Origin of the sequence: Pseudolysobacter antarcticus (genome assembly GCF_004168365.1) — a bacterium.
GTDB lineage: Bacteria > Pseudomonadota > Gammaproteobacteria > Xanthomonadales > Rhodanobacteraceae > Pseudolysobacter > Pseudolysobacter antarcticus.
Window position 1 is genome coordinate 3,226,494 of record NZ_CP035704.1, and the last position, 20,115, is coordinate 3,246,608.

A 20,115-nucleotide genomic window follows, 5' to 3' on the forward strand; every position below is an offset into this window, starting at 1 on the left:
TGCGCTTTGGATCGGGATTCAATACGGTTTTAACGGTACGCGGCGTCCTGCGTGCGCGCCGCGGCAATCTCTTTCTCGAAGCGATCGCCGATCGCCAGCAGCTGGATTTTATTGACGATGTTCTCGCCGCGATTTTCAAAATGGTATTCGTGGATATTGGTTTCGACGATCGAATCGACCGGGCAGCTTTCTTCGCAGAAACCGCAGTAGATGCACTTGAACAAGTCGATGTCGTAACGCGTGGTGCGGCGCGTGCCATCCTCGCGCTGCTCGGAATCGATCGTGATCGCCAGCGCCGGACACACCGCCTCGCAGAGCTTGCAGGCGATGCAACGCTCTTCACCGTTCGGGTAACGCCGCAATGCGTGCAGACCGCGGAAACGATTCGACTGCGGAATCTTTTCCATCGGATAACGCATCGTGTATTTCGGCTTGAACATGTATTTCATGGTCAAGCCCAAACCGCTAAACAGCTCGATCAGCAACAGGCTTTTGAAGTAGTAGGCGATGCGATTCATAAAGTCCTCAAGCGTGTCCCGGCGCGCCGACAAAACCGGCGTACACGAGGCAACCCGCGACCATCACCCAGACGATGGTGATGGGAATAAATACCTTCCAGCCGAGACGCATGATCTGATCGTAGCGATAGCGCGGGAACGAGGCGCGGAACCACAAATACATGAACGCGAACACGAATGCCTTGATGAACAACCACCACCAGCCGCCATGGCCGATCCAGCCCCAGGAAACCGGAAACGGCGACAACCAGCCGCCGAGAAACAGCACCGAGGCGAGGAACGAAATCAGGATCATGTTCGCGTATTCGGTCAGGAAAAACACCGCGAATGGCGCGCCTGAATATTCGACGTGGAAACCCGCGACAATTTCCGACTCGCCTTCAGCGACGTCGAATGGGGCGCGGTTGGTTTCGGCCACGCCGGAGATGAAATAGATCACGAACAGCGGCAGCAACGGCAACCAGAACCAGCTGAATAAACCTTTGTTGCCGGCTTGCGCGTTGACGATATCGCTCAGGTTCAAACTGCCCGCGCAGATCAGCACACCGACCAAGGCCATGCCCATCGCGATTTCGTACGACACGACCTGTGCCGCCGAACGCATCGCGCCAAGAAACGCATATTTTGAATTCGATGCCCAACCGGCGAGGATGATGCCGTAGACACCCATCGAGGTCATCGCGAGCAGATACAGCAGACCCGCATTGACGTTCGCGAGCACGAGCTTGTCGTCGAACGGGATCACCGCCCACGCCGCAAACCCCGGAGCCAGCGCGAGCAGCGGTGCGAGGATAAACAGGAAGCGGCTCGAATTGGTCGGCACCACGACTTCTTTCAGCAGCAGCTTGAAGACGTCGGCGAAGGTTTGTGCCAATCCGGCCGGACCGATGCTGCTCGGCCCCAGACGCACATGCATCCAGCCGAGCACTTTGCGTTCCCACCAGACGTACAACGCCACCGCAAGAATCAGCGGCACTGCAATCGCGAGGATACACAGCACCAGCCAGATCACCACGCCGGTGGCACCAAAACCGAGCAGGAAATTATGCAGCGAATTGATCACGCTCAGGCCCTCGTCACGGCAAGCGTTGCGCCGTTCGGCGGCAAGGTCGCGGTTTCGGCATGCGCGAGCTCGATCCACGCGCCTCCGACTGCGACATCGGTGCTGATTTCCAGCGGCAAACTCACGCGCGCAGTGCCGCCGCTAACCTGCACTTTCGCGCCCTCCGCAAGACCAGCAGCCAACGCATCTTCGGGATGAAGCACGATGCGTGCGGATTCATTCAGCGGGTGCGCCTGCAAGCCCGGCGAGCGACGCAGCACCGCATCGGCGCGATAAATCGGCACGGTGGCGATACGAGTCAGACCCGCCGATTTAGCCGTCTGGACGTCTAGATGGCCAGATGAAACAGACGCCGTAGCCGACAATAACGGCTGCATGTTCTGACGCACTTCCGCTATTTCGGTGAAGGCGAAACCCGGCGCCTGCAATACGCCACCGAGCGCACGCAATACGCGCCAGCCAGCACGCGCTTCGCCCGGCAACTTCGCACCGGCGCCGATGGTTTGCACCAGACCATCGAGATTGACCAGGGTCGCATCGACTTCCGGCAATGCGCCGATCGGCAGAATAATGCTGGCGATTTCCTTGAGTGCATCACTCGCGAATGCACTGAATACGATCACCGATTTGGCGTTGCGCAACGCGAACGACGTCTGCGCGCCATCGGCAAAATCGTCCGGCGGTTCGCAGCCATACAAAATATAAGTTTGACGCGGCTTGGCCAGTTGCGTGCGGGCATCGAGGCCCTCGCCTTGCGGCAATACACCGACCCGCGACAGCCCCACCGCGTTCGCGCCCGACGCAATTTCATTGAACGCGCTGTTGGTCGCCTTGGCGAGAAATTTCGCGGCCGCGCGCAACCATGATGCCTGCGCATGTTGTGCGGCGACTTCGCCAAAAACGATGACCGAGCTGCTGCCATCACGCAGTGCCTTGACCGTGGCGCGTGCGCCATCGGTAGTCTCGACTGCGGCAAGCGCATCCACCAACAGCTGTGATTGCGGTTTCTCGCCCGCTTCCGCTGCGGCTTTTGCAAGCAGCAGCAATTCGTCGAGCATGCGATGTGGTGCAGCCAAAGTCTGCTGCTTGAAATCGATGTTGCTATCGAACGCGACCGGATTCAGCGCATAGACTTCCGCGCCGTGTTTCCAGGCCTGGCGCAGACGATGATTGAGCAGCGGCAACTCGTGCTGCAGGTGCGAACCGATCAGCAATGCGGCGTTGACCTTTTCGACCTGCGCGACCGGCAATTCAAAAGTTGCGCCCGCAGCGCCATCGGCAAAATCGAGCTGGCGCAGACGGTGATCGACGTTGTGCACGCCGAGTCCGCCGAGCAGTTGCGCGAGCAAATAACCTTCCTCGCTGCTCGTGGCTGGATGCACCAGCGCGCCGACCTGATCGGCGTGGGTTTGCGTGAGTTGCATGGCAACCGCGGCCAGCGCTTCATCCCAACTGACTGCAACCAGCGCGCCGTTCTTGCGCAGCAGCGGTTGGGTCGCACGATCCTGCGCGTATAGGCCTTGGTGGCTGTAACGATCGCGATCCGACAACCAGCATTCGTTGATCGCTTCGTTGTCGCGCGGCACGCTGCGCAGCACTTCGCCGCGACGTGTATGCAAATACAGGTTGGAGCCAAGCGAATCGTGGTAACCAATCGATTCGCGTGCGATCAATTCCCACGCGCGCGCCTTGAAACGGAATACTTTGTTGGTCAGCGCGCCGACCGGACAGACGTCGATGATGTTGCCGGAAAGTTCGCTCTCGATGGTCTTGCCGATGTAGGTGCCGATTTCGAGATGCTCGCCGCGGCCCATGCCGCCGAGTTCGTAGGTGCCGGCGATTTCAGAGACAAAACGCACGCAGCGCGTGCACTGGATGCAGCGTGTCATGTCGGTGGAAATCAACGGACCGATATTCTCGTCGGCCACCACGCGTTTGCGTTCGACAAAACGCGATACCGAGCGACCGTAACCCATCGCCAGATCCTGCAGCTCACACTCGCCGCCCTGATCGCAGATCGGGCAATCCAGCGGATGGTTGATCAGCAGAAATTCCATCACGTTGCGCTGCGCCGAAAGCGCGCGCTGCGATTGCGTGAAAATCTTCATGCCATCCATCACCGGCGTGGCGCAGGCCGGTTGCGGTTTCGGCATCGCCTTGCCGCCCATTTCGGTCTCGACCATGCACATGCGGCAATTCGCCGCGATCGGCAGTTTTTCGTGGTAGCAAAAACGCGGAATGACGATACCAGCCTTGTCAGCGGCAGCGATGATCATCGAATTTTTCGGCACCTGCATCGCGATACCGTCGATCTCGATATTGACGAGATCAGGCGCGATTTTCGGAGCTGTCGGCTGCGCACTCATGCGGCAACTCCGACGACTTCAAGAGGAGCGTCAACGATCGAACGTTTGTGCTCGATGTAGTATTCAAACTCGTGCCAGAACTGGCGCAGAAACCCCTGCACCGGCCACGCCGCGGCTTCGCCGAACGCGCAGATGGTATGGCCTTCGATCTGTCCCGCAGCGGCTTTCAGCAGATTTAAATCTTCCAGCACGGCGTTGCCTTCAACGATGCGTGTGAGCGTGCGATACATCCAGCCCGTGCCTTCGCGACACGGCGTGCACTGGCCACACGATTCAGCGTAATAAAAGCGGCTAATGCGATGACACGCGCGCACCATGCAGGTAGTGTCATCCATCACGATCACCGCGCCGGAACCCAGACCGGTGCCGGCCTTCTGCAGCGCGTCGTAATCCATGGTCAGACCCAGCATCGTTTCGCCGGTCAGCACCGGCATCGACGAACCGCCTGGAATCACGCCCTTGAGCGTGCGCCCCGGGCGCAAGCCACCGGCCATTTCGAGCAGATCCTTGAACGGCGTGCCGAGTTTGATTTCGTAGTTGCCGGGTTTTTGCACATGGCCCGACACCGAGAAAATTTTTGGCCCACCATTGTTCGGCTTGCCTTGTGCGAGAAACCAATCCGCGCCCTTGCGCATGATGGTCGGCACCGAGGCATAAGTTTCAGTGTTGTTGATCGTGGTCGGCTTGCCGTACAGGCCAAATCCGGCCGGGAACGGCGGCTTGAAACGCGGCTGGCCTTTTTTGCCTTCGAGCGATTCCATCAGCGCGGTTTCTTCGCCGCAGATGTAGGCGCCCGCGCCGAGCGCGTTGTGGATATCGACATCGACGCCACTGCCCAGAATATTCTTGCCAAGCAATCCGGCGGCATACGCCTCGGCCAGCGCCTCTTCGAGATGTTCGAACGGCTCGTGGTGGAATTCGCCGCGCAGGTAGTTGTAGGCAACGGTCGAGCTGGTTGCGTAACACGCAATGGCCAGCCCTTCGATCACTGCATGCGGATTAAAACGCAGGATGTCGCGATCCTTGCAGGTACCCGGCTCCGATTCATCCGAATTGCACAAAATATACTTTTGTCCAGGCGCTTTGCGCGGCATGAAACTCCACTTCAAGCCGGTCGGAAAACCCGCACCGCCGCGACCGCGCAGACTCGATGCCTTGAGTGTGTCGATGATGGTTTCCTGCGGCGTTTTTTCGGCGAGGATTTTCTTCCAAGCTTCGTAACCGCCGGTCTTGAGATACGACTCCATCGACCACGGCTTGTCGTAATGCAGGGTGGTGAGGACTACCTGATGATCTAGTGGTGCGGGACCGACTGCCATTTTGGGACCTATTTCAATTCATCAATGATCTGATCGACCGATTCCGGCGTCAGATTTTCATGGTAGTGACCGTTAACGACCATCATCGGCGCTGCCGAACACGCGGCCAGACATTCTTCTTCCTGCTTGAGATAAACGCGTCCGTCGGCCGTGCTTTCGCCGACCTTGATACCGAGCTTTTTCTCGCAGTGGCGCAGGATATTTTCGCCGCCGTTGAGCCAGCAAGAAATATTGGTGCAGACCGCGATGTAGTTGCGCCCGACCGGCTTGGTTTCGAGCATCGAATAAAACGATGCGACTTCGTAGGCCCAGACCGGCGGCAGTTCGAGATATTTCGCGACACCGGCGATGAGCTCATCGCTGAGCCAGCCGTGATTCTGTTCCTGCGCGGCGAACAAACCCTGGATCACGGCCGAGCGTTTGCGGTCCGGCGGAAACTTGGCGACCCAATGATCGATATGCGCGCGCGTTTCCGCGCTCAGCACAACGAGCGGGTCGATATCCTTGACGGCGGCGAAATTGCCGGAAGCTTTCATCGGTCGATTTCTCCGAACACCACGTCGAAGGTGCCGATCATGGCCACCACGTCAGGCAACATGTGACCGCGCACGAGTTCATCCATCGCGGAAAGATGGGCGAATCCAGGCGCACGCAATTTGCAGCGGAACGGCTTGTTCGCGCCATCCGAAATGATGTACGCACCGAACTCGCCTTTCGGCGCCTCGACCGCACAATAGGTTTCACCTTCGGGCACGCAATAACCTTCGGTGAACAATTTGAAATGGTGGATCAGCGCTTCCATGTCGTCTTTCATTTCTTCGCGACGCGGCGGCGACACCTTGAAGTTGCGCAGCATAACTTCGCCCGGATTGGCCTTGAGCCACTGCACACACTGCTTGACGATGCGATTCGACTGGCGCATTTCTTCCACGCGCACGAGATATCGATCGTAGCAATCGCCCTGCACGCCGACCGGAATATCGAAATCCATGTCGGCATACGCCGCGTATGGTTGTTTCTTGCGCAGATCCCATTCGATGCCGGAACCGCGCAACATCGGCCCGCTCATGCCCCAGGCCAACGCTTTTTCGGGCGACACCACACCGATGCCGACCGTGCGCTGTTTCCAAATGCGGTTGTCGGTGAGCAGGGTTTCGTATTCGTCGACTCTATGCGGAAAATCGTTGGTAAACGATTCCAGATAATCGAGCATCGAACCTTCACGCCAACCGTTCAGTCGCTTCAAATCGGCGCCTTTGTGCCAGCGCGATTCCTTGTACTGCGGCATCTGCGCAGGCAGATCGCGATACACGCCACCGGGGCGATAATAGGTCGCGTGCATGCGCGCACCCGAGACCGCCTCGTAGCAATCCATCAGTTCTTCGCGCTCGCGGAACGCGTACAAAAACACCGCCATCGCGCCGAGATCGAGTGCGTTCGAGCCGATCCACATCAGATGATTGAGGATGCGTGTGATTTCGTCGAACATGGTGCGGATGTATTGCGCACGGATCGGCGCACGGATGCCGAGCAGCTTTTCGATCGCGCCGACATACGCGTGTTCGTTGCACATCATCGAGACGTAATCGAGCCGATCCATGTAACCGATCGACTGGTTGTACGGCTTCGATTCGGCGAGTTTTTCGGTGCCACGATGCAGCAGGCCGATATGTGGATCGGCGCGCATCACGGTTTCGCCATCAAGCTCGAGCACGAGGCGCAAAACGCCGTGCGCGGCCGGATGTTGCGGACCGAAATTGATCGTGTAGTTGCGAATTTCCTGCATGATTATTTCCCCGCCGCCGTCGCGGCTTTTGCCGCATCGGCTGCAGTCTGTTCAACGCGGCCCTGCTCGTAACGCGAATCATGGCGGATCGTGCGCGGCACGCCGACACGCGGCTCAATCGACACAGGTTCGTAAATCACGCGACCTTTCTCGGCATCAAAGCGCACTTCGACATTGCCGGTGAGCGGGAAATCTTTGCGGAACGGATGGCCGACAAAACCGTAGTCGGTGAGGATGCGGCGCAGATCGGGATGGCCTTCGAAAATGATGCCGAACAGGTCGAATGCCTCGCGCTCGAACCAGTTCGCGATTGGCCAGATGCCGGTCAGCGACGGCACCACCGGCAGCGCATCGTCCGCGGCAAAACAGCGCAAGCGCAGGCGACGATTGTGCGTGATCGAAAGCAGATGGATGACGACCGCAAAACGCTTGTTGCCTTGCGCCGGATGCGGCCGATCGCTCCACTGGAAGCGGCCTGGGCCTTCGCCTTCGACACCACGCGAAAAACCCTCAGCGGAAACCTTGGTGGTATCCCACTCGACCTGACCGTAACTCAGATAATCGACACCGCAGACATCGATCAATTGTTCAAAACGAAACGTCGGATCGTCACGTAATTGCTGCGCCACGGCGAGCCAGTTTTCCGGCAACACCACAGCGGTGACAGCACCGGCGTGATCGACGACCGAAACCACTTTTGCACCGAGTTGCACGGCCAGTTGTTGCGCCCAGGTCGGCGTGACGACCGGCGCGACATCATCAGTTGCAGTAACATTTTGACTGCTATCGCTCATGCGGATTCCTAGCGTGCAATCGTGTTGGTACGGCGGATTTTTTTCTGCAATTGCAGGATGCCGTAGATCAGCGCTTCGGCCGTCGGCGGGCAGCCCGGCACGTAAATGTCCACCGGTACGATGCGATCACAACCACGCACCACCGCGTATGAATAGTGGTAATAGCCGCCGCCGTTGGCGCACGAACCCATCGAGATCACCCATTTCGGATCGGGCATCTGGTCGTAAACCTTGCGCAAGGCCGGCGCCATTTTATTGACGAGCGTACCGGCGACAATCATCACGTCGGACTGGCGCGGACTCGGGCGGAATACCACGCCGTAACGATCCAGATCGAGACGCGCCGCGCCGGCGTGCATCATTTCGACTGCGCAGCAGGCCAAGCCGAACGTCATCGGCCACATCGAACCAGTACGCGCCCAGTTGATCAGCGAATCGAGACTGGCGGTGGCGAAACCGCGCTCAAGCAGCGGATTTCCTTCGCCAGGGCGCAGGATGTCGTCGACAACACCGATCGGCTCGGGGTTGTGCATCACTGCGCTGATGGATTGTTTCATTCCCATTCGAGCGCACCTTTTTTCCAGCAATAGACGAAGCCGATCAGCAGCAGACCGAGGAACGTACCCATTTCGACCAGGCCGACGATACCGAGATCGCGGAACACCACGGCCCACGGCATCATGAAAGCGATTTCGAGATCGAACACGATGAACAGAATCGCGATCAGGTAATAACGCACATCGAATTTCATGCGCGCATCTTCGAAGGCTTCGAAGCCGCATTCGTAGGGAGAGAGTTTGTCGGCCGCAGGTTTTTTCGGGCCAAGCAGATAACCGATCACGAGCAGGGCGATACCGATGCCGCCAGCGACGATCAGGAATAGCAAGATCGGTAAATATTCAGCAAGCACGAGTGAAGAATCTCCGCGTTAAGCGATTGCTTAAAGTTACGTTGCGGGTAGCGAACTACCCGCAACGAAACGCCTCGATTGGTGCCCAAGGGGGGACTCGAACCCCCACAGCTTACGCCGCTACCACCTCAAGGTAGTGCGTCTACCAATTCCGCCACCTGGGCAATTTTCAACCTTGCTTGTTTTTCGACTCGTCCGGCTTGTGATCCTTGGCATCAACCTTTTTGGCGGCTGGTGCGGCAGGAGTTGCAGGCGGCGCAGCAGGCTTGTCGCCTGCGGGAGCGGGCGTTGCAGCGGCATCGGTCGCGGGTGCTTTCGGTACATCACCAGTGACTGGTGGCGTAACTGCAGCAGGCGGCTTTGCCGGCACATCGGTACCACTCATCACACCCAGATCGTCGACCGGTGCAGAAACACCCGTACCACGACTGAGATAGATACCCATGCCCAGACTGAGCACGAAAAACAAACCTGCGAGTACCGCGGTGCTGCGAGTGAGGAACGTTGCCGCTCCCCGCGCACCGAACACGGTTCCCGAAGCGCCCGAGCCGAAGCCGGACCCTGCCTGTGCACCGGAGCCGCGCTGCAGAAGTACCAGCACGATCATCGCAAGTGCGATCAGGACGTAAATGACATTAAAAGTGATTAAGAGCATTTGAATGAGTTCAGTTAACTTGCATGCGCCTGTGCCGCAGCACAGATCGCGAGAAAATCCGTAGCGACAAGAGCCGCGCCGCCGATCAGACCACCATCGACATCCGGCTCGGCGAACAGCTCGACCGCGCTCGCCGGCTTGACACTGCCGCCGTACAGGATACGCACCGAGTTGGAGATTGTAGCATCCTCGCGCAGCAGTTTGCCACGTATGAAAGCATGTACCGATTGTGCTTGCGACGGACTCGCCGTCAATCCGGTTCCGATCGCCCAGACCGGCTCATACGCAATCACCGCCTGGGCGAATGCGTTGATCCCGCTGGATTCTACTACCGCATCGATTTGCGCCGCGATGATCTGCTCGGTTTGCCCTGCTTCGCGCTGCTGCAAGGTTTCGCCGACACACAGAATCGGAATCAATCCTGCGGATTGCGCCTGGGCAAATTTTGCCGCCACGCAGGTATTGCTCTCGGCATGATATTGACGGCGCTCGGAATGTCCGACCAACACAAAACGACAACCGATATCGGCCAGCATGCTCGCTGCGATTTCGCCGGTGTAGGCGCCTTGCGCATGTTCGCTGCAATCCTGTGCGCCGATCGCAAGTCCGCTGTCAGCGGTGATTGCGATCAGATCGGACAGATACGGCGCCGGCGGAAATACCGCGACATCGCAAGACAAACCACGCGCCGCCATGATCGCCCGCACCAGCGTTTCGGCTTGCACGCGCGAGCCGTGCATTTTCCAGTTTCCGGCGACCAGCTTTTTGCGCATCAGAATGGTTTCAGGTGCAATCAAGGTCGCGCAGGATAGCTGTCGGCATGTCTTGCAGCAAGCAAATCCAGTGAACCGCGCCCTTGTCCGCAATTCAGGGTGGCAGCGGATTACCGGCCGGACAACCATCGCCGGGGCATACGCATTGCCTTCCTGAGCGCGCGCAGGTGAAATGCACTACATATTCTCCGGCGCGAACAGCGGCGCTGATATCTTCGAAATGCCCCTGACGATATGAGAAAAACAGCGCATCGCGCAATTCACGCGCGTCGGTGCTAGGAAACAAATTCAGATACGCAACCTGCACCCCACCGATATCCAGCCACGGCACTTGCAAACCATTTCGATAGATCGGCAACATCGGCGCCACGCTTGCTGGCGTCACTGATGTTTGCGCCAGCAGATGCAGCCACGGTGTGTATTCGGATTGAATCAGACAATGCTGTGCGCGGCTGATATCGCGCAATAACGCCTTAACCACCTCATCCGCAATCGACTTGAAAGCGAGCCCCCACTCCGGCCCGATATTGAGCAAATAAATCTGACAATGCTGCGTCGGCAGCGTTGCTTGTTCGACGGCAAGTGTCGCGGCTTCTGCCAACGGCTGCAGCGCACGCGAGTCACGGCGATAGTCATGCGCGAGTTGATGGGATGCGAACCCCCAGGACAATGCAATCAGCATCGCGCCGCCAGCGCAAAACATGCGCATTCGCACTTTGACGGCGCCTGGATCAGTGCCGATGAGTCGATCCAGCAACACCGCCGCCAATATGGCTGCACCAGCCAGCGAAAAATAAAACAATCTCGAGTGTACGGCAGTAAATTTTGCGTCGAGCGACGCTGCAATCTGCTGCGGCCAGACCAGCGCCATTGGCGCCTGGATCAAGGCCGCAAGGACGATCAATATCAATGCACTAACGATCTTCAAAGTGAATTCGCTGCGCAGCACCAACCGAGTATGGGTGGCGGCCTTGATCGATGCCGCAATCACCACCAGCGCAGCGACCGTAAAGACAATTTGCGCAACGAGCGGTAGTCGCGCCCACGCGACCAGATAACGTAAGAAATCTTCACCCCAACGCATCGCACCATTCGCGATTACCTGCAGCAACGGCGCATCGCTCACCAGACTTCCAGATGGCGAAAAACCGACCATCCACGCGCGCCAGCCGAACCAGCCAATTCCTACCGCAAGCAGCAAGGCCGAAGCACGCACCTCCCCGGACCAATATCGCTGACTATCGGCACGCGGCCAAATCCACACTATGCCGATGGCGCCGATCATCACCAGGCTGGTTTCTTTCGCCGCCAGCGCCAGCAACAACAACATCAGGGTCAGTAGCAGGTAACGCAGTTTCGCAGCGGACCGGTAGCGATACGCCGCGCGCAAAGCCGCAAAACCGAACAATGCGCCGAGCAAATCGAAACGATCTGCAAGCCACAGGCTGGTACCAATGGCAATCGGGTGCACCGCGAACAGCAAGGCCACTAGCCATGCCAGCAAACGATGACTGGTCAGTGTGCGCAACAATCGCCACAGCACCAGAGTGACCGCGATATGCAGCAGCAGATTGATCGCGTATTGCGGTTTGATCGCATTGCCGAAGCACTGCACGCTGAGCCACCATAGCGCCATGCCGAGCGGGCGAAAATATGGGCTGCCCGGAAAATGCTCCTGCACGAACGGCAATAGCGGATTACGCAGCAGACGCGAATACGTAACCAAGGTGAAGTCGTCGAACACAAAATAACTGCGTAATGCCGGCCAATAGACCAACGCCGTGATCGCACACAACGCCAAGCCGGCTAGCAGGCGCGAAAATCGTTCCGGGTAAAACGTGGTTGTGGTCATTCCATTTCTTCGTAGCGCATGTTGATGCGCATTCTCCCATCATGTGACACCGACACAACAGCCACCGACGGCGCCTGCGGATTTTTCGATCTGGCCTCACCAAAATTGCGCTCGAGATACATCGCCTTTTGCAGACATGCAAACTTGACGTTACGCTCGTGCTCCGATCGAGAGGCAATACAGCCATGAACACACCACAAAAAAACACGCACTGGGCCTTGGTGACAGGCGCATCGGCTGGCATCGGCAGCGAATTCGCACGTGAACTGGCGGCGCGAGGCGTGAATCTGGTGTTGAGCGCGCGACGCCTGGATCGGCTCAATGCGCTGGCCGATGAGCTCAAGGCAAAACATGCCGTCGCGATCGAATGCATTTCCGCCGATCTCGCCGATCCGGCCGCAGCACGTGCACTGGTCGAGGAAATCCATCACCGCGGCATCGCCATCGATGTGCTCATCAACAACGCGGGCTACGGCGTGCCCGGCAAATTGACGGCGCCCGCATGGCAGGAACATGCCGATTTTATCCAGGTGCTGATGACAGCGCCGGTCGAGCTTTGTTACCTGCTGTTGCCGGGAATGCAGCAACGCAGTTACGGCCGTATCGTCAACGTCGCTTCGCTGGCCGGACATATGCCGGGCAGCGCAGGCAATACTTTGTATGGCGCAGCGAAGGCATTTCTGATCAAGTTTTCGCAATCGCTCGCGCTGGAAAATTCGAGCCGCGGTATTCACGTCTGCGCTTTATGTCCGGGCTTCACGCGATCGGAGTTTCACGACGTGAGCGGCGCGCGCGGCGTCGTTTCAAAGATGCCAGACTTCATGTGGATGAATGCCGATGTCGTTGTGCGCCAAGGCCTGGATGCGGTCGAGCGCGGCGATGTCGTTTACATCAATGGCCGCGTGAATCGCCTGCTTCGTTTCTTCGGCAAACACCTGCCGGATCGCATGGCGCTAAAGATGATTCAACGCCAGTCGAAACGCTTTCGCGTGCAGGATGGAAAATAGCGAGTCGCAACAGAACGCGACGATTTTTCGTTTCGCCCTCTATCCGACTGCGGATCTTCTCAGCCCTTAAATCAACTTGATCTCACGCAATCGTTGCATCAGATAATCGTGCGACAGAATCGGCTCGGGATATCGATTCGGATTTTCCGCAGTCACGCACTGTGGCAAGGTTTCGATCAGAAAATCCGGATTCGGATGCAGGAAATACGGCACCGAATAACGCGGCTTGCGTGCATCGGGCCCTTGCGGATTGGTCACACGATGTGTGGTCGACGGGTAAACGTGGTTGCTCAGGCGCTGCAGCATGTCGCCGATATTCACCACGATCGCGTCTCCCGTCGTGGTGATCGGCAACCAATCGCCTTCGCGCGTGAGCACTTCCAGGCCGGCCGCGCTGGCGCCAACGAGCAAGGTGATGAAGTTGATATCTTCATGCGCACCGGCGCGCACGTTCGGAATATCCAGCTGCGTGATCGGCGGATAATGAATCGGACGCAGAATCGAATTGCCGTTGTTGGTCTTGTCGTCGAAATAGTTTTCCGGCAAATCGATGTGCAGCGCGAGCGCGTGCAACACGCGCGAACCGAGCCGGTCGAGCGCGTCAAACAATCCGTAACCGTAACGCTGGAAATCCGCGATTTCGCTCGGCCAGATATTCGGCGGCATCACGTCGGCGTACTTCGAATCCCGTGGAATCTCGCGCCCAATATGCCAGAACTCTTTGAGGTCGGGATACTTGCTATCCTTCGCGGTCTCCACACCGACAGCGGTGTAGCCACGCGCGCCGCCGCTGCCTTTGATCTGGTAACGCTGCTTGGCCTCCAGCGGCAATGCAAAAAATTGCTGGAACACACGATACGCATCATCGATCAGCGCCGGCGAGATGCCGTGGCCATTGATGCCGCAAAAACCGTATTCGCGATACGCGGCGCCGAGCTCGGCGACAAATCCATCGCGATCAGTTTCGTAACGGCGGATATCCAGCGTGGGCACATGTTTTTGCATGATTGATTACTCGGCGGCGGTTTCGATTCGGGTGGCGGCTGATTTTACGGCGGCGACCAGCTGTTCGACTAGTCGCTCGACCTCGGCTTCATCCTCGGTCTCCACGGTAACTCGCACCAGCGGTTCAGTGCCGGAGGGTCGCAAAACCACGCGACCGCGACCGGCCAGCTCATGTTGCACGGCGCCGTAAACACGCTGCACTTCTACATCCGCGAGCAACGCGGCGCCGCCGGCTGCCGGAATATTCACTGTGGTCTGCGGAATCCGCTGCAGGCCGCGACACAATTCGGCGAGTGACTTTCCAGAACGTACCATCACTTCGAGGATCTGCAGCGCGCTAACCAAACCATCGCCAGTGCTGGATTTGGTCAGGCACAAAATATGTCCCGAGGCTTCGCCGCCGAGGATGCCATCGTGTTCGCGCAGTTGCTGCATGACGTGGCGATCACCGACATGAGTGCGCAGAAACGGCACGCCGAGCGCCGTGATCGCCTGCTCCAATCCGTAATTGCTCATCGCGGTGCCGACCACCGGGCCGCGCAATTCACCGCGCGCATGCCAGTCGCAGGCAAGAATATAAACCAGCGCATCGCCGTCGACTTTCTGCCCATCGGCATCGATCATGAGCACGCGATCGCCGTCGCCGTCGAACGCGATGCCAAGATCCGCACGATATTCGCGCACGGCATTTTGTAGCGGCTCCAGATGGGTAGAGCCGCCATCGCGATTGATGTTGAGACCGTCCGGCTGGATGCCCATCGGAATGATTTCAGCGCCGAGCTCGCCGAGCAATTTCGGGGCGATCTGATACGTCGCGCCGTGCGCGCAATCGAGCACGATGCGCAGGCCGCGCAAGGTCAATTCCGTGCTCACCGTGGTCTTGCAGAATTCCGCGTAACGCGCCGCGGCATCGTTGATGCGCACGGCCTTGCCGATATGTTCGGATTCGACCGTGGCAAATGGCGCATCAAGTTCGCGTTCGATCGCAAGCTCGATTTCGTCGGAAAGTTTTTCGCCTTTCGCCGAAAAAAACTTCACGCCATTGTCGTAATGCGGATTGTGCGATGCGCTGATGACGATGCCAGCGCTCGCGCGCAGGCTTTGCGTGAGATATGCCACCGCCGGCGTCGGCATCGGGCCTAGCAACTGCACGTCGGCGCCCGCCGCAACCAGGCCGGCTTCGAGCGCGGACTCGAACATGTAGCCGGAAATGCGTGTGTCCTTGCCGATCAGCACGGTCGCGTGGGTATCTTTGTCCGCCAGCACCACGCCGATCGCGCGGCCAAGCTTGAGCATGAATTCGGCCGTGATCGGCCACTGGCCGACGCGCCCGCGAATACCATCGGTGCCGAAATATTTTTTCTGAGTCATCGCAAACTGTTCGATGCTGGGTCGCCTAGTGTAGTGCTTCCGGCGCGCGATGCTAATCGTCATCCCACAGCCGCGATGTTGCCGCGGGTTTCGATTTCACTGCCGCAGCGGCGCCGGAATCGACCGCCTGCCAGATCGCCAGCGCATCGCGCGTCGCGGCGACATCGTGCACGCGCACAATCGCGGCGCCACGCTGCGCTGCGATCAAGGCTGCGGCGACCGAGCCGAATACACGCTCGGCGGACGAACGACCGGTCAAGCTCGCGATCATCGATTTACGCGAAAGCCCGACCAATAAAGGCACATAGAGAGTCTTGAATTTTTCGAGTTGGCGCAGCAAGGTGAGATTGTGTTCGAGCGTTTTGCCGAAACCAAAACCGACATCGACCAGCAGTTTTTTCTTGTCGATCCCGGCGAGCTGGCAGGCAAACAAACGTTCGGCGAGAAATCGATGCACTTCGCCGACCACATCGTCGTATTGTGGACTTTCCTGCATCGTCTGCGGCTCGCCCTGCATATGCATGAGGCACACGGCGGCGCCGAGTTCAGCGGCGGCATCTAGTGCACCGGGACGACGCAAGGCATAAACATCATTGATCAAACCAGCGCCCGCTACGACGGCCGCGCGCATCACTTCGGGTTTGCTGGTATCGATGGAGATCGGCACTTGAGTCTGCGCGGCCAGCGCTTCGATCACGGGTACGACACGTGCGATTTCTTCATCAGCACTTATCGCTACTGCGCCCGGCCGCGTCGATTCACCGCCGATGTCGAGCAGATCCGCGCCCTGCTCGACCAGCGCCAGACCGTGCGCAATCGCGCTGCTGGTATCCGAAAATGCGCCACCGTCCGAGAACGAATCCGGTGTGATGTTGAGGATGCCGCAGATGCGCGTACGATCCAGCGCGAGGCTGCGACCGCGGCAATCGAGAGTGGGAACAAATGTCAGCATCGCAAGACTGAGTCAGCTCGAAAAAATCCGCGCGAGGATGGATTCCTCGCGCGGATTCGGATCTCAGGTTTGCGCAGCGGGTCCACCGATCGGCCCGGCATTCTTGCCGAAGTCCGATACCGGCGCACCTGGACCAGGGCCCTGTGTATTGTTGTCGTTCCAGTCGCGTGGCGGACCGGGTTTTTTGCCCTGCATGATGCTGTCGATCTGCAGCGCATCGATGGTTTCATACAACAAGAGTGCATCCGCCATCATGTGCAATTGTTCGGTGTGCGTAGTCAGAATATCGCGCGCGCGGTGGTAGGCGGTATCGATCACGCTGCGCACGACGACATCAATCTTGCGCGCGGTTTCTTCGGACACGTGTTTGTGTTGCGTGACCGAACGGCCGAGGAAAACTTCTTCGTCCTCGTCGCTGTAGGTCATCGGTCCGAGTTCTTCCGATAGGCCGTATTTGGTGACCATGTCGCGTGCCAGCGCGGTCGCACGCTGGATGTCATTCGAGGCGCCAGTGGTGACCTTGTCCTGACCGAAAATCAGCTCCTCGGCAACACGCCCGCCGTACAGACTGGCGAGGCGGCTTTCGAGAAACTGCTTGCTGTGGCTGTAACGATCGCCTTCCGGCAAATACATGGTTACGCCGAGCGCGCGGCCGCGTGGAATGATCGTGACTTTGTAGACCGGATCGTGATCCGGCACGATGCGCCCGACGATGGCGTGGCCCGCTTCGTGATACGCGGTGAGTTTTTTCTCGTCGTCGCTCATGAGCATCGAGCGGCGTTCCGAGCCCATCATGATCTTGTCTTTGGCGCGATCGAAATGGCCCTGATTGACCTCACGCGCATTCTCGCGTGCAGCGAACAGCGCCGCTTCGTTGACGAGGTTGGCGAGATCGGCACCTGAGAATCCCGGGGTGCCACGCGCGATCACGGCCGGCTCGACATTGGTCGACATCGGTACCTTGCGCATATGCACTTTCAGGATCTGCTCGCGACCGCGCACGTCCGGCAGCGGCACAACCACCTGGCGGTCGAAACGGCCCGGACGCAACAGCGCCGGATCGAGCACATCGGGACGGTTGGTTGCGGCGATCACGATCACGCCTTCGTTGCCTTCGAAACCATCCATCTCGACCAGCAACTGATTCAAGGTCTGCTCGCGCTCGTCATGCCCGCCACCAAGACCGGCACCACGATGGCGACCTACGGCATCGATTTCGTCGATGAAGATAATGCACGGCGCTTGTTTCTTCGCCTGCTCGAACATGTCGCGCACGCGGCTTGCGCCGACGCCGACGAACATCTCGACAAAATCCGAACCGGAAATGATAAAGAACGGCACTTTCGCTTCGCCGGCAATCGCCTTCGCGAGCAGGGTTTTGCCGGTACCCGGCGAACCAACCATCAGCACGCCGCGCGGAATGCGCCCGCCAAGCTTCTGGAATTTACCGGGATCGCGCAGGAACTCGACCAGTTCCTTCACTTCTTCCTTGGCTTCGTCGACGCCAGCGACATCCGCAAACGTGATCTTGACCTGATCCTCGCCCTGCAAGCGCGCGCGTGAACGACCAAACGACATCGCGCCGCGGCCACCGCCGCCGGACTGCATCTGGCGCATGAAATAAAACAGCACGCCGAAGATCACGATGAACGGCACCCAGCTCAGCAGCTCGCGCCACAGCGAGAAACCGCTATCCGAGGCTTCCTGCTTGATTTCGACTTTGTGCGACAACAGGCGATCGACCAATTTTTCGTCGAACGGCGCATTGACCTTGAGCGGCGCGCCACTGCGCAGCGTACCCTCGATCGTCGAGTGATCGTTATGGATCATCACCTTTGCGACGTTGTTATTGTCGACCTGCCCGAGAAAATCGGAGTAGGACATGTCCTGAGGACCCGCACCCTTCGGGTTGAAACTCTGGAACACCGTGAGCAGCACAAGGGCGACTACGCCCCAGAGCAACAAATTCTTGACCATATCGTTCATGTGCTTACGCTCGCTCAAAAGATCTTGAAGAAGTTTGACTGTAATTCTGTTGCAATTCGCCCGACTCGTTTTTGCAAAACGCTCTATGCACGCTTGCCGACGCCGAGCGCATACACCTCGTTGGAACGCATGCGCGAGGCTTTTGGTTTACGGATGCTGACGCGCTCATAGCCTGTACGCAAGTTCCGTAAGAATTCGTCAAAACCACGCCCTTGAAACAGCTTAATCAGAAACGTGCCACCGGGCTTGAGGTTCAACGCTGCGAATTCCTGCGCCAACTCAGCCAGATGCATGGAGCGTGCCTGATCCGTCATCTCCACACCACTCATATTGGGGGCCATATCGGATAGCACAAGATCGACCTTTTCGCCGTGCAGGCTGGCCTCGAGCGCGTGCAAAACCGCGTCTTCGCGAAAATCGCCCTCGATGAACTCGACCCCGGCGATACCCTGCATCGGCAGGATGTCCAGCGCGATAATGCGTCCGGCATCCTTCAGCTGTTCACGCACCATTTGCGACCATCCGCCGGGCGCTGCACCAAGATCGACCACGACCATGCCGGGCCTGAGCAGGCGATCGCGCTCAAGCAATTCTTGCAGTTTGAATACCGCTCGCGAGCGCCAGCCTTCAGCCTGCGCGCGTTTGACGTAGGGATCGTCGAAATGTTCCTTGAGCCAGCGCTGGCTGCTCTTGCTGCGTTGCATTTTTACGAACTCGATCGATGATTCAAGGGAAGCGTGACGACGCGCGCAAGAGCAGTGAATCGGAGATAGTCCGACTGGAGTTGCGCCGATTACGCGGCGACGATCCGGGCACTGTCAGCGTCCAGCGATGCTCAGGCATGGGTTGCTGCTATGCGACATGATACCCTTTCACGCCCGGCGTGGCCGGTTTTTAGTTCAGCGGCTGGTTCAGGTTCGTGGTTGATCCGGTTTGGCGACACCACTCCGCAACCACTTGCGCGCCAAAATCCAGTCGCGCAATCCCGCCAAAACTGTGGCTCGTCGGGATCGAACAAGCATGCAAGCAATAACAGGAATCCGGAAATGAGCGTCACTCAATCTGCCCGCAAGGGAATCAGCAATACCCAGCGCCGCTACTTGCGCGGCCTGGCACACCAGCTCAAGCCGGTCATCATGGTCGGCAACAAAGGCATCACCGAATCGCTGCTGAAAGAGTTCGACAGCGCGCTCGCACGCCACGAACTGGTCAAGGTAAAACTGTCGAGCGAAGATCGCGACGAACGCAAGAGCCAGATCGCGGCGATGGCCGATTCGGGTCAGGCCGAAGTTGTGCAAAGCGTGGGTCGCGTTGCCTTGTATTTCCGCCGCAATAGCGAAGAACCCGTGCTCGCGTTGCCGAACTGATCGAAGGCAACGTTCATGCAACTTTCGCTGAATCGCCCCGAAGAATATCTGTTCATTCGCAATTGTCGTGCGGATGCGATTACCGTGGTCGATCGCGAACTCCACGCGAGTTTTATTCTCAGCGCGGAACGCGCGATCGAGGATTGGCCGGTGCGCACGGTTGGCGAACTCGATGAAAAAAATATCGCCGCGATTCTCGAACTGAAACCTGAGGTCGTGCTGCTCGGCACCGGTGCGCGCATCGTGTTTCCGAGCCAGGCGATCCTCGCGCAATTCCTGCAGCGCGGCATCGGCATCGAGGTGATGGACAACGCCGCCGCCAGCCGCACGTTCAATGTGCTGGTCAGCGAAGGTCGGCGCGCGGTTGCGGCGTTTTTCCTATAAATCTTCG

At 58.5% G+C, this 20,115-nt stretch carries 20 protein-coding genes and 1 tRNA gene; 3 read left to right on the forward strand and 18 right to left on the reverse strand.

From position 1 onward, the window contains the following. Window positions 1-29: 29 nt before the first annotated feature. The 13 genes from nuoI to ELE36_RS13845 all read right to left on the reverse strand — a co-directional run bounded on the left by nuoI (window position 30) and on the right by ELE36_RS13845 (window position 12,036). Window positions 30-518 carry an NADH-quinone oxidoreductase subunit NuoI gene (gene nuoI / locus ELE36_RS13785; protein WP_129834238.1) on the reverse strand — a complete coding sequence of 163 codons (489 nt, stop codon included), beginning with the start codon at window positions 516-518 and terminating at the stop codon, window positions 30-32. Between the two features lie 7 nt (window positions 519-525). After that, window positions 526-1,578 carry an NADH-quinone oxidoreductase subunit NuoH gene (gene nuoH / locus ELE36_RS13790; protein ID WP_425480917.1) on the reverse strand — a complete coding sequence of 351 codons (1,053 nt, stop codon included), beginning with the start codon at window positions 1,576-1,578 and terminating at the stop codon, window positions 526-528. Window positions 1,579-1,583: 5 nt separating this feature from the next. Next, entirely contained in the window at window positions 1,584-3,947 is a 2,364-nt protein-coding gene (gene nuoG / locus ELE36_RS13795; protein WP_129834240.1) for an NADH-quinone oxidoreductase subunit NuoG, read from the reverse strand. Next, window positions 3,944-5,266 (reverse strand): NADH-quinone oxidoreductase subunit NuoF, encoded by a 1,323-nt coding sequence (gene nuoF / locus ELE36_RS13800; protein ID WP_129834242.1) that lies wholly within the window; start codon window positions 5,264-5,266, stop codon window positions 3,944-3,946. Before nuoF ends, nuoG begins: the two co-directional genes overlap by 4 nt. An 8-nt stretch (window positions 5,267-5,274) precedes the next feature. Next, complete coding sequence (gene nuoE, locus ELE36_RS13805; protein ID WP_129834244.1) at window positions 5,275-5,802, reverse strand: NADH-quinone oxidoreductase subunit NuoE; 528 nt, start codon at window positions 5,800-5,802, stop codon at window positions 5,275-5,277. Continuing rightward, window positions 5,799-7,052, reverse strand: a complete 1,254-nt coding sequence (locus ELE36_RS13810; RefSeq protein WP_129834246.1) for an NADH-quinone oxidoreductase subunit D — start codon at window positions 7,050-7,052, stop codon at window positions 5,799-5,801. The genes nuoE and ELE36_RS13810 overlap by 4 nt, the downstream gene beginning before the upstream one ends. Window positions 7,053-7,054: 2 nt before the next feature. Then, window positions 7,055-7,846 (reverse strand): NADH-quinone oxidoreductase subunit C, encoded by a 792-nt coding sequence (locus tag ELE36_RS13815; protein ID WP_129834248.1) that lies wholly within the window; start codon window positions 7,844-7,846, stop codon window positions 7,055-7,057. 8 nt (window positions 7,847-7,854) lie between these two features. Next, on the reverse strand, window positions 7,855-8,409 hold the full coding sequence (locus ELE36_RS13820) for a NuoB/complex I 20 kDa subunit family protein (RefSeq protein ID WP_129834250.1): 555 nt from the start codon (window positions 8,407-8,409) through the stop codon (window positions 7,855-7,857). After that, entirely contained in the window at window positions 8,400-8,756 is a 357-nt protein-coding gene (locus ELE36_RS13825) for an NADH-quinone oxidoreductase subunit A (RefSeq protein ID WP_129834252.1), read from the reverse strand. The genes ELE36_RS13820 and ELE36_RS13825 overlap by 10 nt, the downstream gene beginning before the upstream one ends. A gap of 79 nt (window positions 8,757-8,835) precedes the next feature. Next, window positions 8,836-8,920, reverse strand: a tRNA-Leu gene (locus ELE36_RS13830). A gap of 5 nt (window positions 8,921-8,925) precedes the next feature. Then, complete coding sequence (secG, locus tag ELE36_RS13835; protein WP_129834254.1) at window positions 8,926-9,411, reverse strand: preprotein translocase subunit SecG; 486 nt, start codon at window positions 9,409-9,411, stop codon at window positions 8,926-8,928. 14 nt (window positions 9,412-9,425) lie between these two features. Continuing rightward, window positions 9,426-10,184 (reverse strand): triose-phosphate isomerase, encoded by a 759-nt coding sequence (gene tpiA / locus ELE36_RS13840; RefSeq protein ID WP_129834256.1) that lies wholly within the window; start codon window positions 10,182-10,184, stop codon window positions 9,426-9,428. A 94-nt stretch (window positions 10,185-10,278) separates the two neighbouring features. After that, window positions 10,279-12,036, reverse strand: a complete 1,758-nt coding sequence (locus ELE36_RS13845) for a hypothetical protein (RefSeq protein WP_129834258.1) — start codon at window positions 12,034-12,036, stop codon at window positions 10,279-10,281. 185 nt (window positions 12,037-12,221) lie between these two features. Between ELE36_RS13845 and ELE36_RS13850 the strand changes: the two genes are divergently transcribed. Beyond that, entirely contained in the window at window positions 12,222-13,043 is an 822-nt protein-coding gene (locus ELE36_RS13850; protein ID WP_129834260.1) for an SDR family NAD(P)-dependent oxidoreductase, read from the forward strand. Between the two features lie 66 nt (window positions 13,044-13,109). On the opposite strand, the gene ELE36_RS13855 is transcribed toward ELE36_RS13850, so the two are convergent. From ELE36_RS13855 to rlmE, 5 genes are all read right to left on the reverse strand, one after another. Beyond that, entirely contained in the window at window positions 13,110-14,048 is a 939-nt protein-coding gene (locus ELE36_RS13855; RefSeq protein ID WP_129834262.1) for an isopenicillin N synthase family dioxygenase, read from the reverse strand. A 6-nt stretch (window positions 14,049-14,054) separates the two neighbouring features. After that, entirely contained in the window at window positions 14,055-15,419 is a 1,365-nt protein-coding gene (glmM, locus tag ELE36_RS13860) for a phosphoglucosamine mutase (RefSeq protein ID WP_129834264.1), read from the reverse strand. A 52-nt stretch (window positions 15,420-15,471) separates the two neighbouring features. Continuing rightward, window positions 15,472-16,371: a dihydropteroate synthase gene (folP, locus tag ELE36_RS13865; RefSeq protein WP_129834266.1), complete on the reverse strand. Its 900-nt coding sequence runs from the start codon at window positions 16,369-16,371 to the stop codon at window positions 15,472-15,474. A 63-nt stretch (window positions 16,372-16,434) separates the two neighbouring features. Beyond that, entirely contained in the window at window positions 16,435-18,357 is a 1,923-nt protein-coding gene (gene ftsH, locus ELE36_RS13870) for an ATP-dependent zinc metalloprotease FtsH (RefSeq protein WP_207215785.1), read from the reverse strand. Window positions 18,358-18,440: 83 nt separating this feature from the next. Then, entirely contained in the window at window positions 18,441-19,061 is a 621-nt protein-coding gene (gene rlmE / locus ELE36_RS13875) for a 23S rRNA (uridine(2552)-2'-O)-methyltransferase RlmE (RefSeq protein WP_129834268.1), read from the reverse strand. A 342-nt stretch (window positions 19,062-19,403) separates the two neighbouring features. On the opposite strand from rlmE, the gene yhbY reads away from it, so the two are divergent. Together yhbY and ELE36_RS13885 are read left to right on the forward strand one after the other, a co-directional pair. After that, window positions 19,404-19,724, forward strand: coding sequence for a ribosome assembly RNA-binding protein YhbY (gene yhbY / locus ELE36_RS13880; protein ID WP_129834270.1), 321 nt, complete (start codon window positions 19,404-19,406; stop codon window positions 19,722-19,724). A gap of 15 nt (window positions 19,725-19,739) precedes the next feature. Continuing rightward, window positions 19,740-20,108 (forward strand): Mth938-like domain-containing protein, encoded by a 369-nt coding sequence (locus tag ELE36_RS13885; protein WP_129834272.1) that lies wholly within the window; start codon window positions 19,740-19,742, stop codon window positions 20,106-20,108. Window positions 20,109-20,115: the final 7 nt, after the last annotated feature.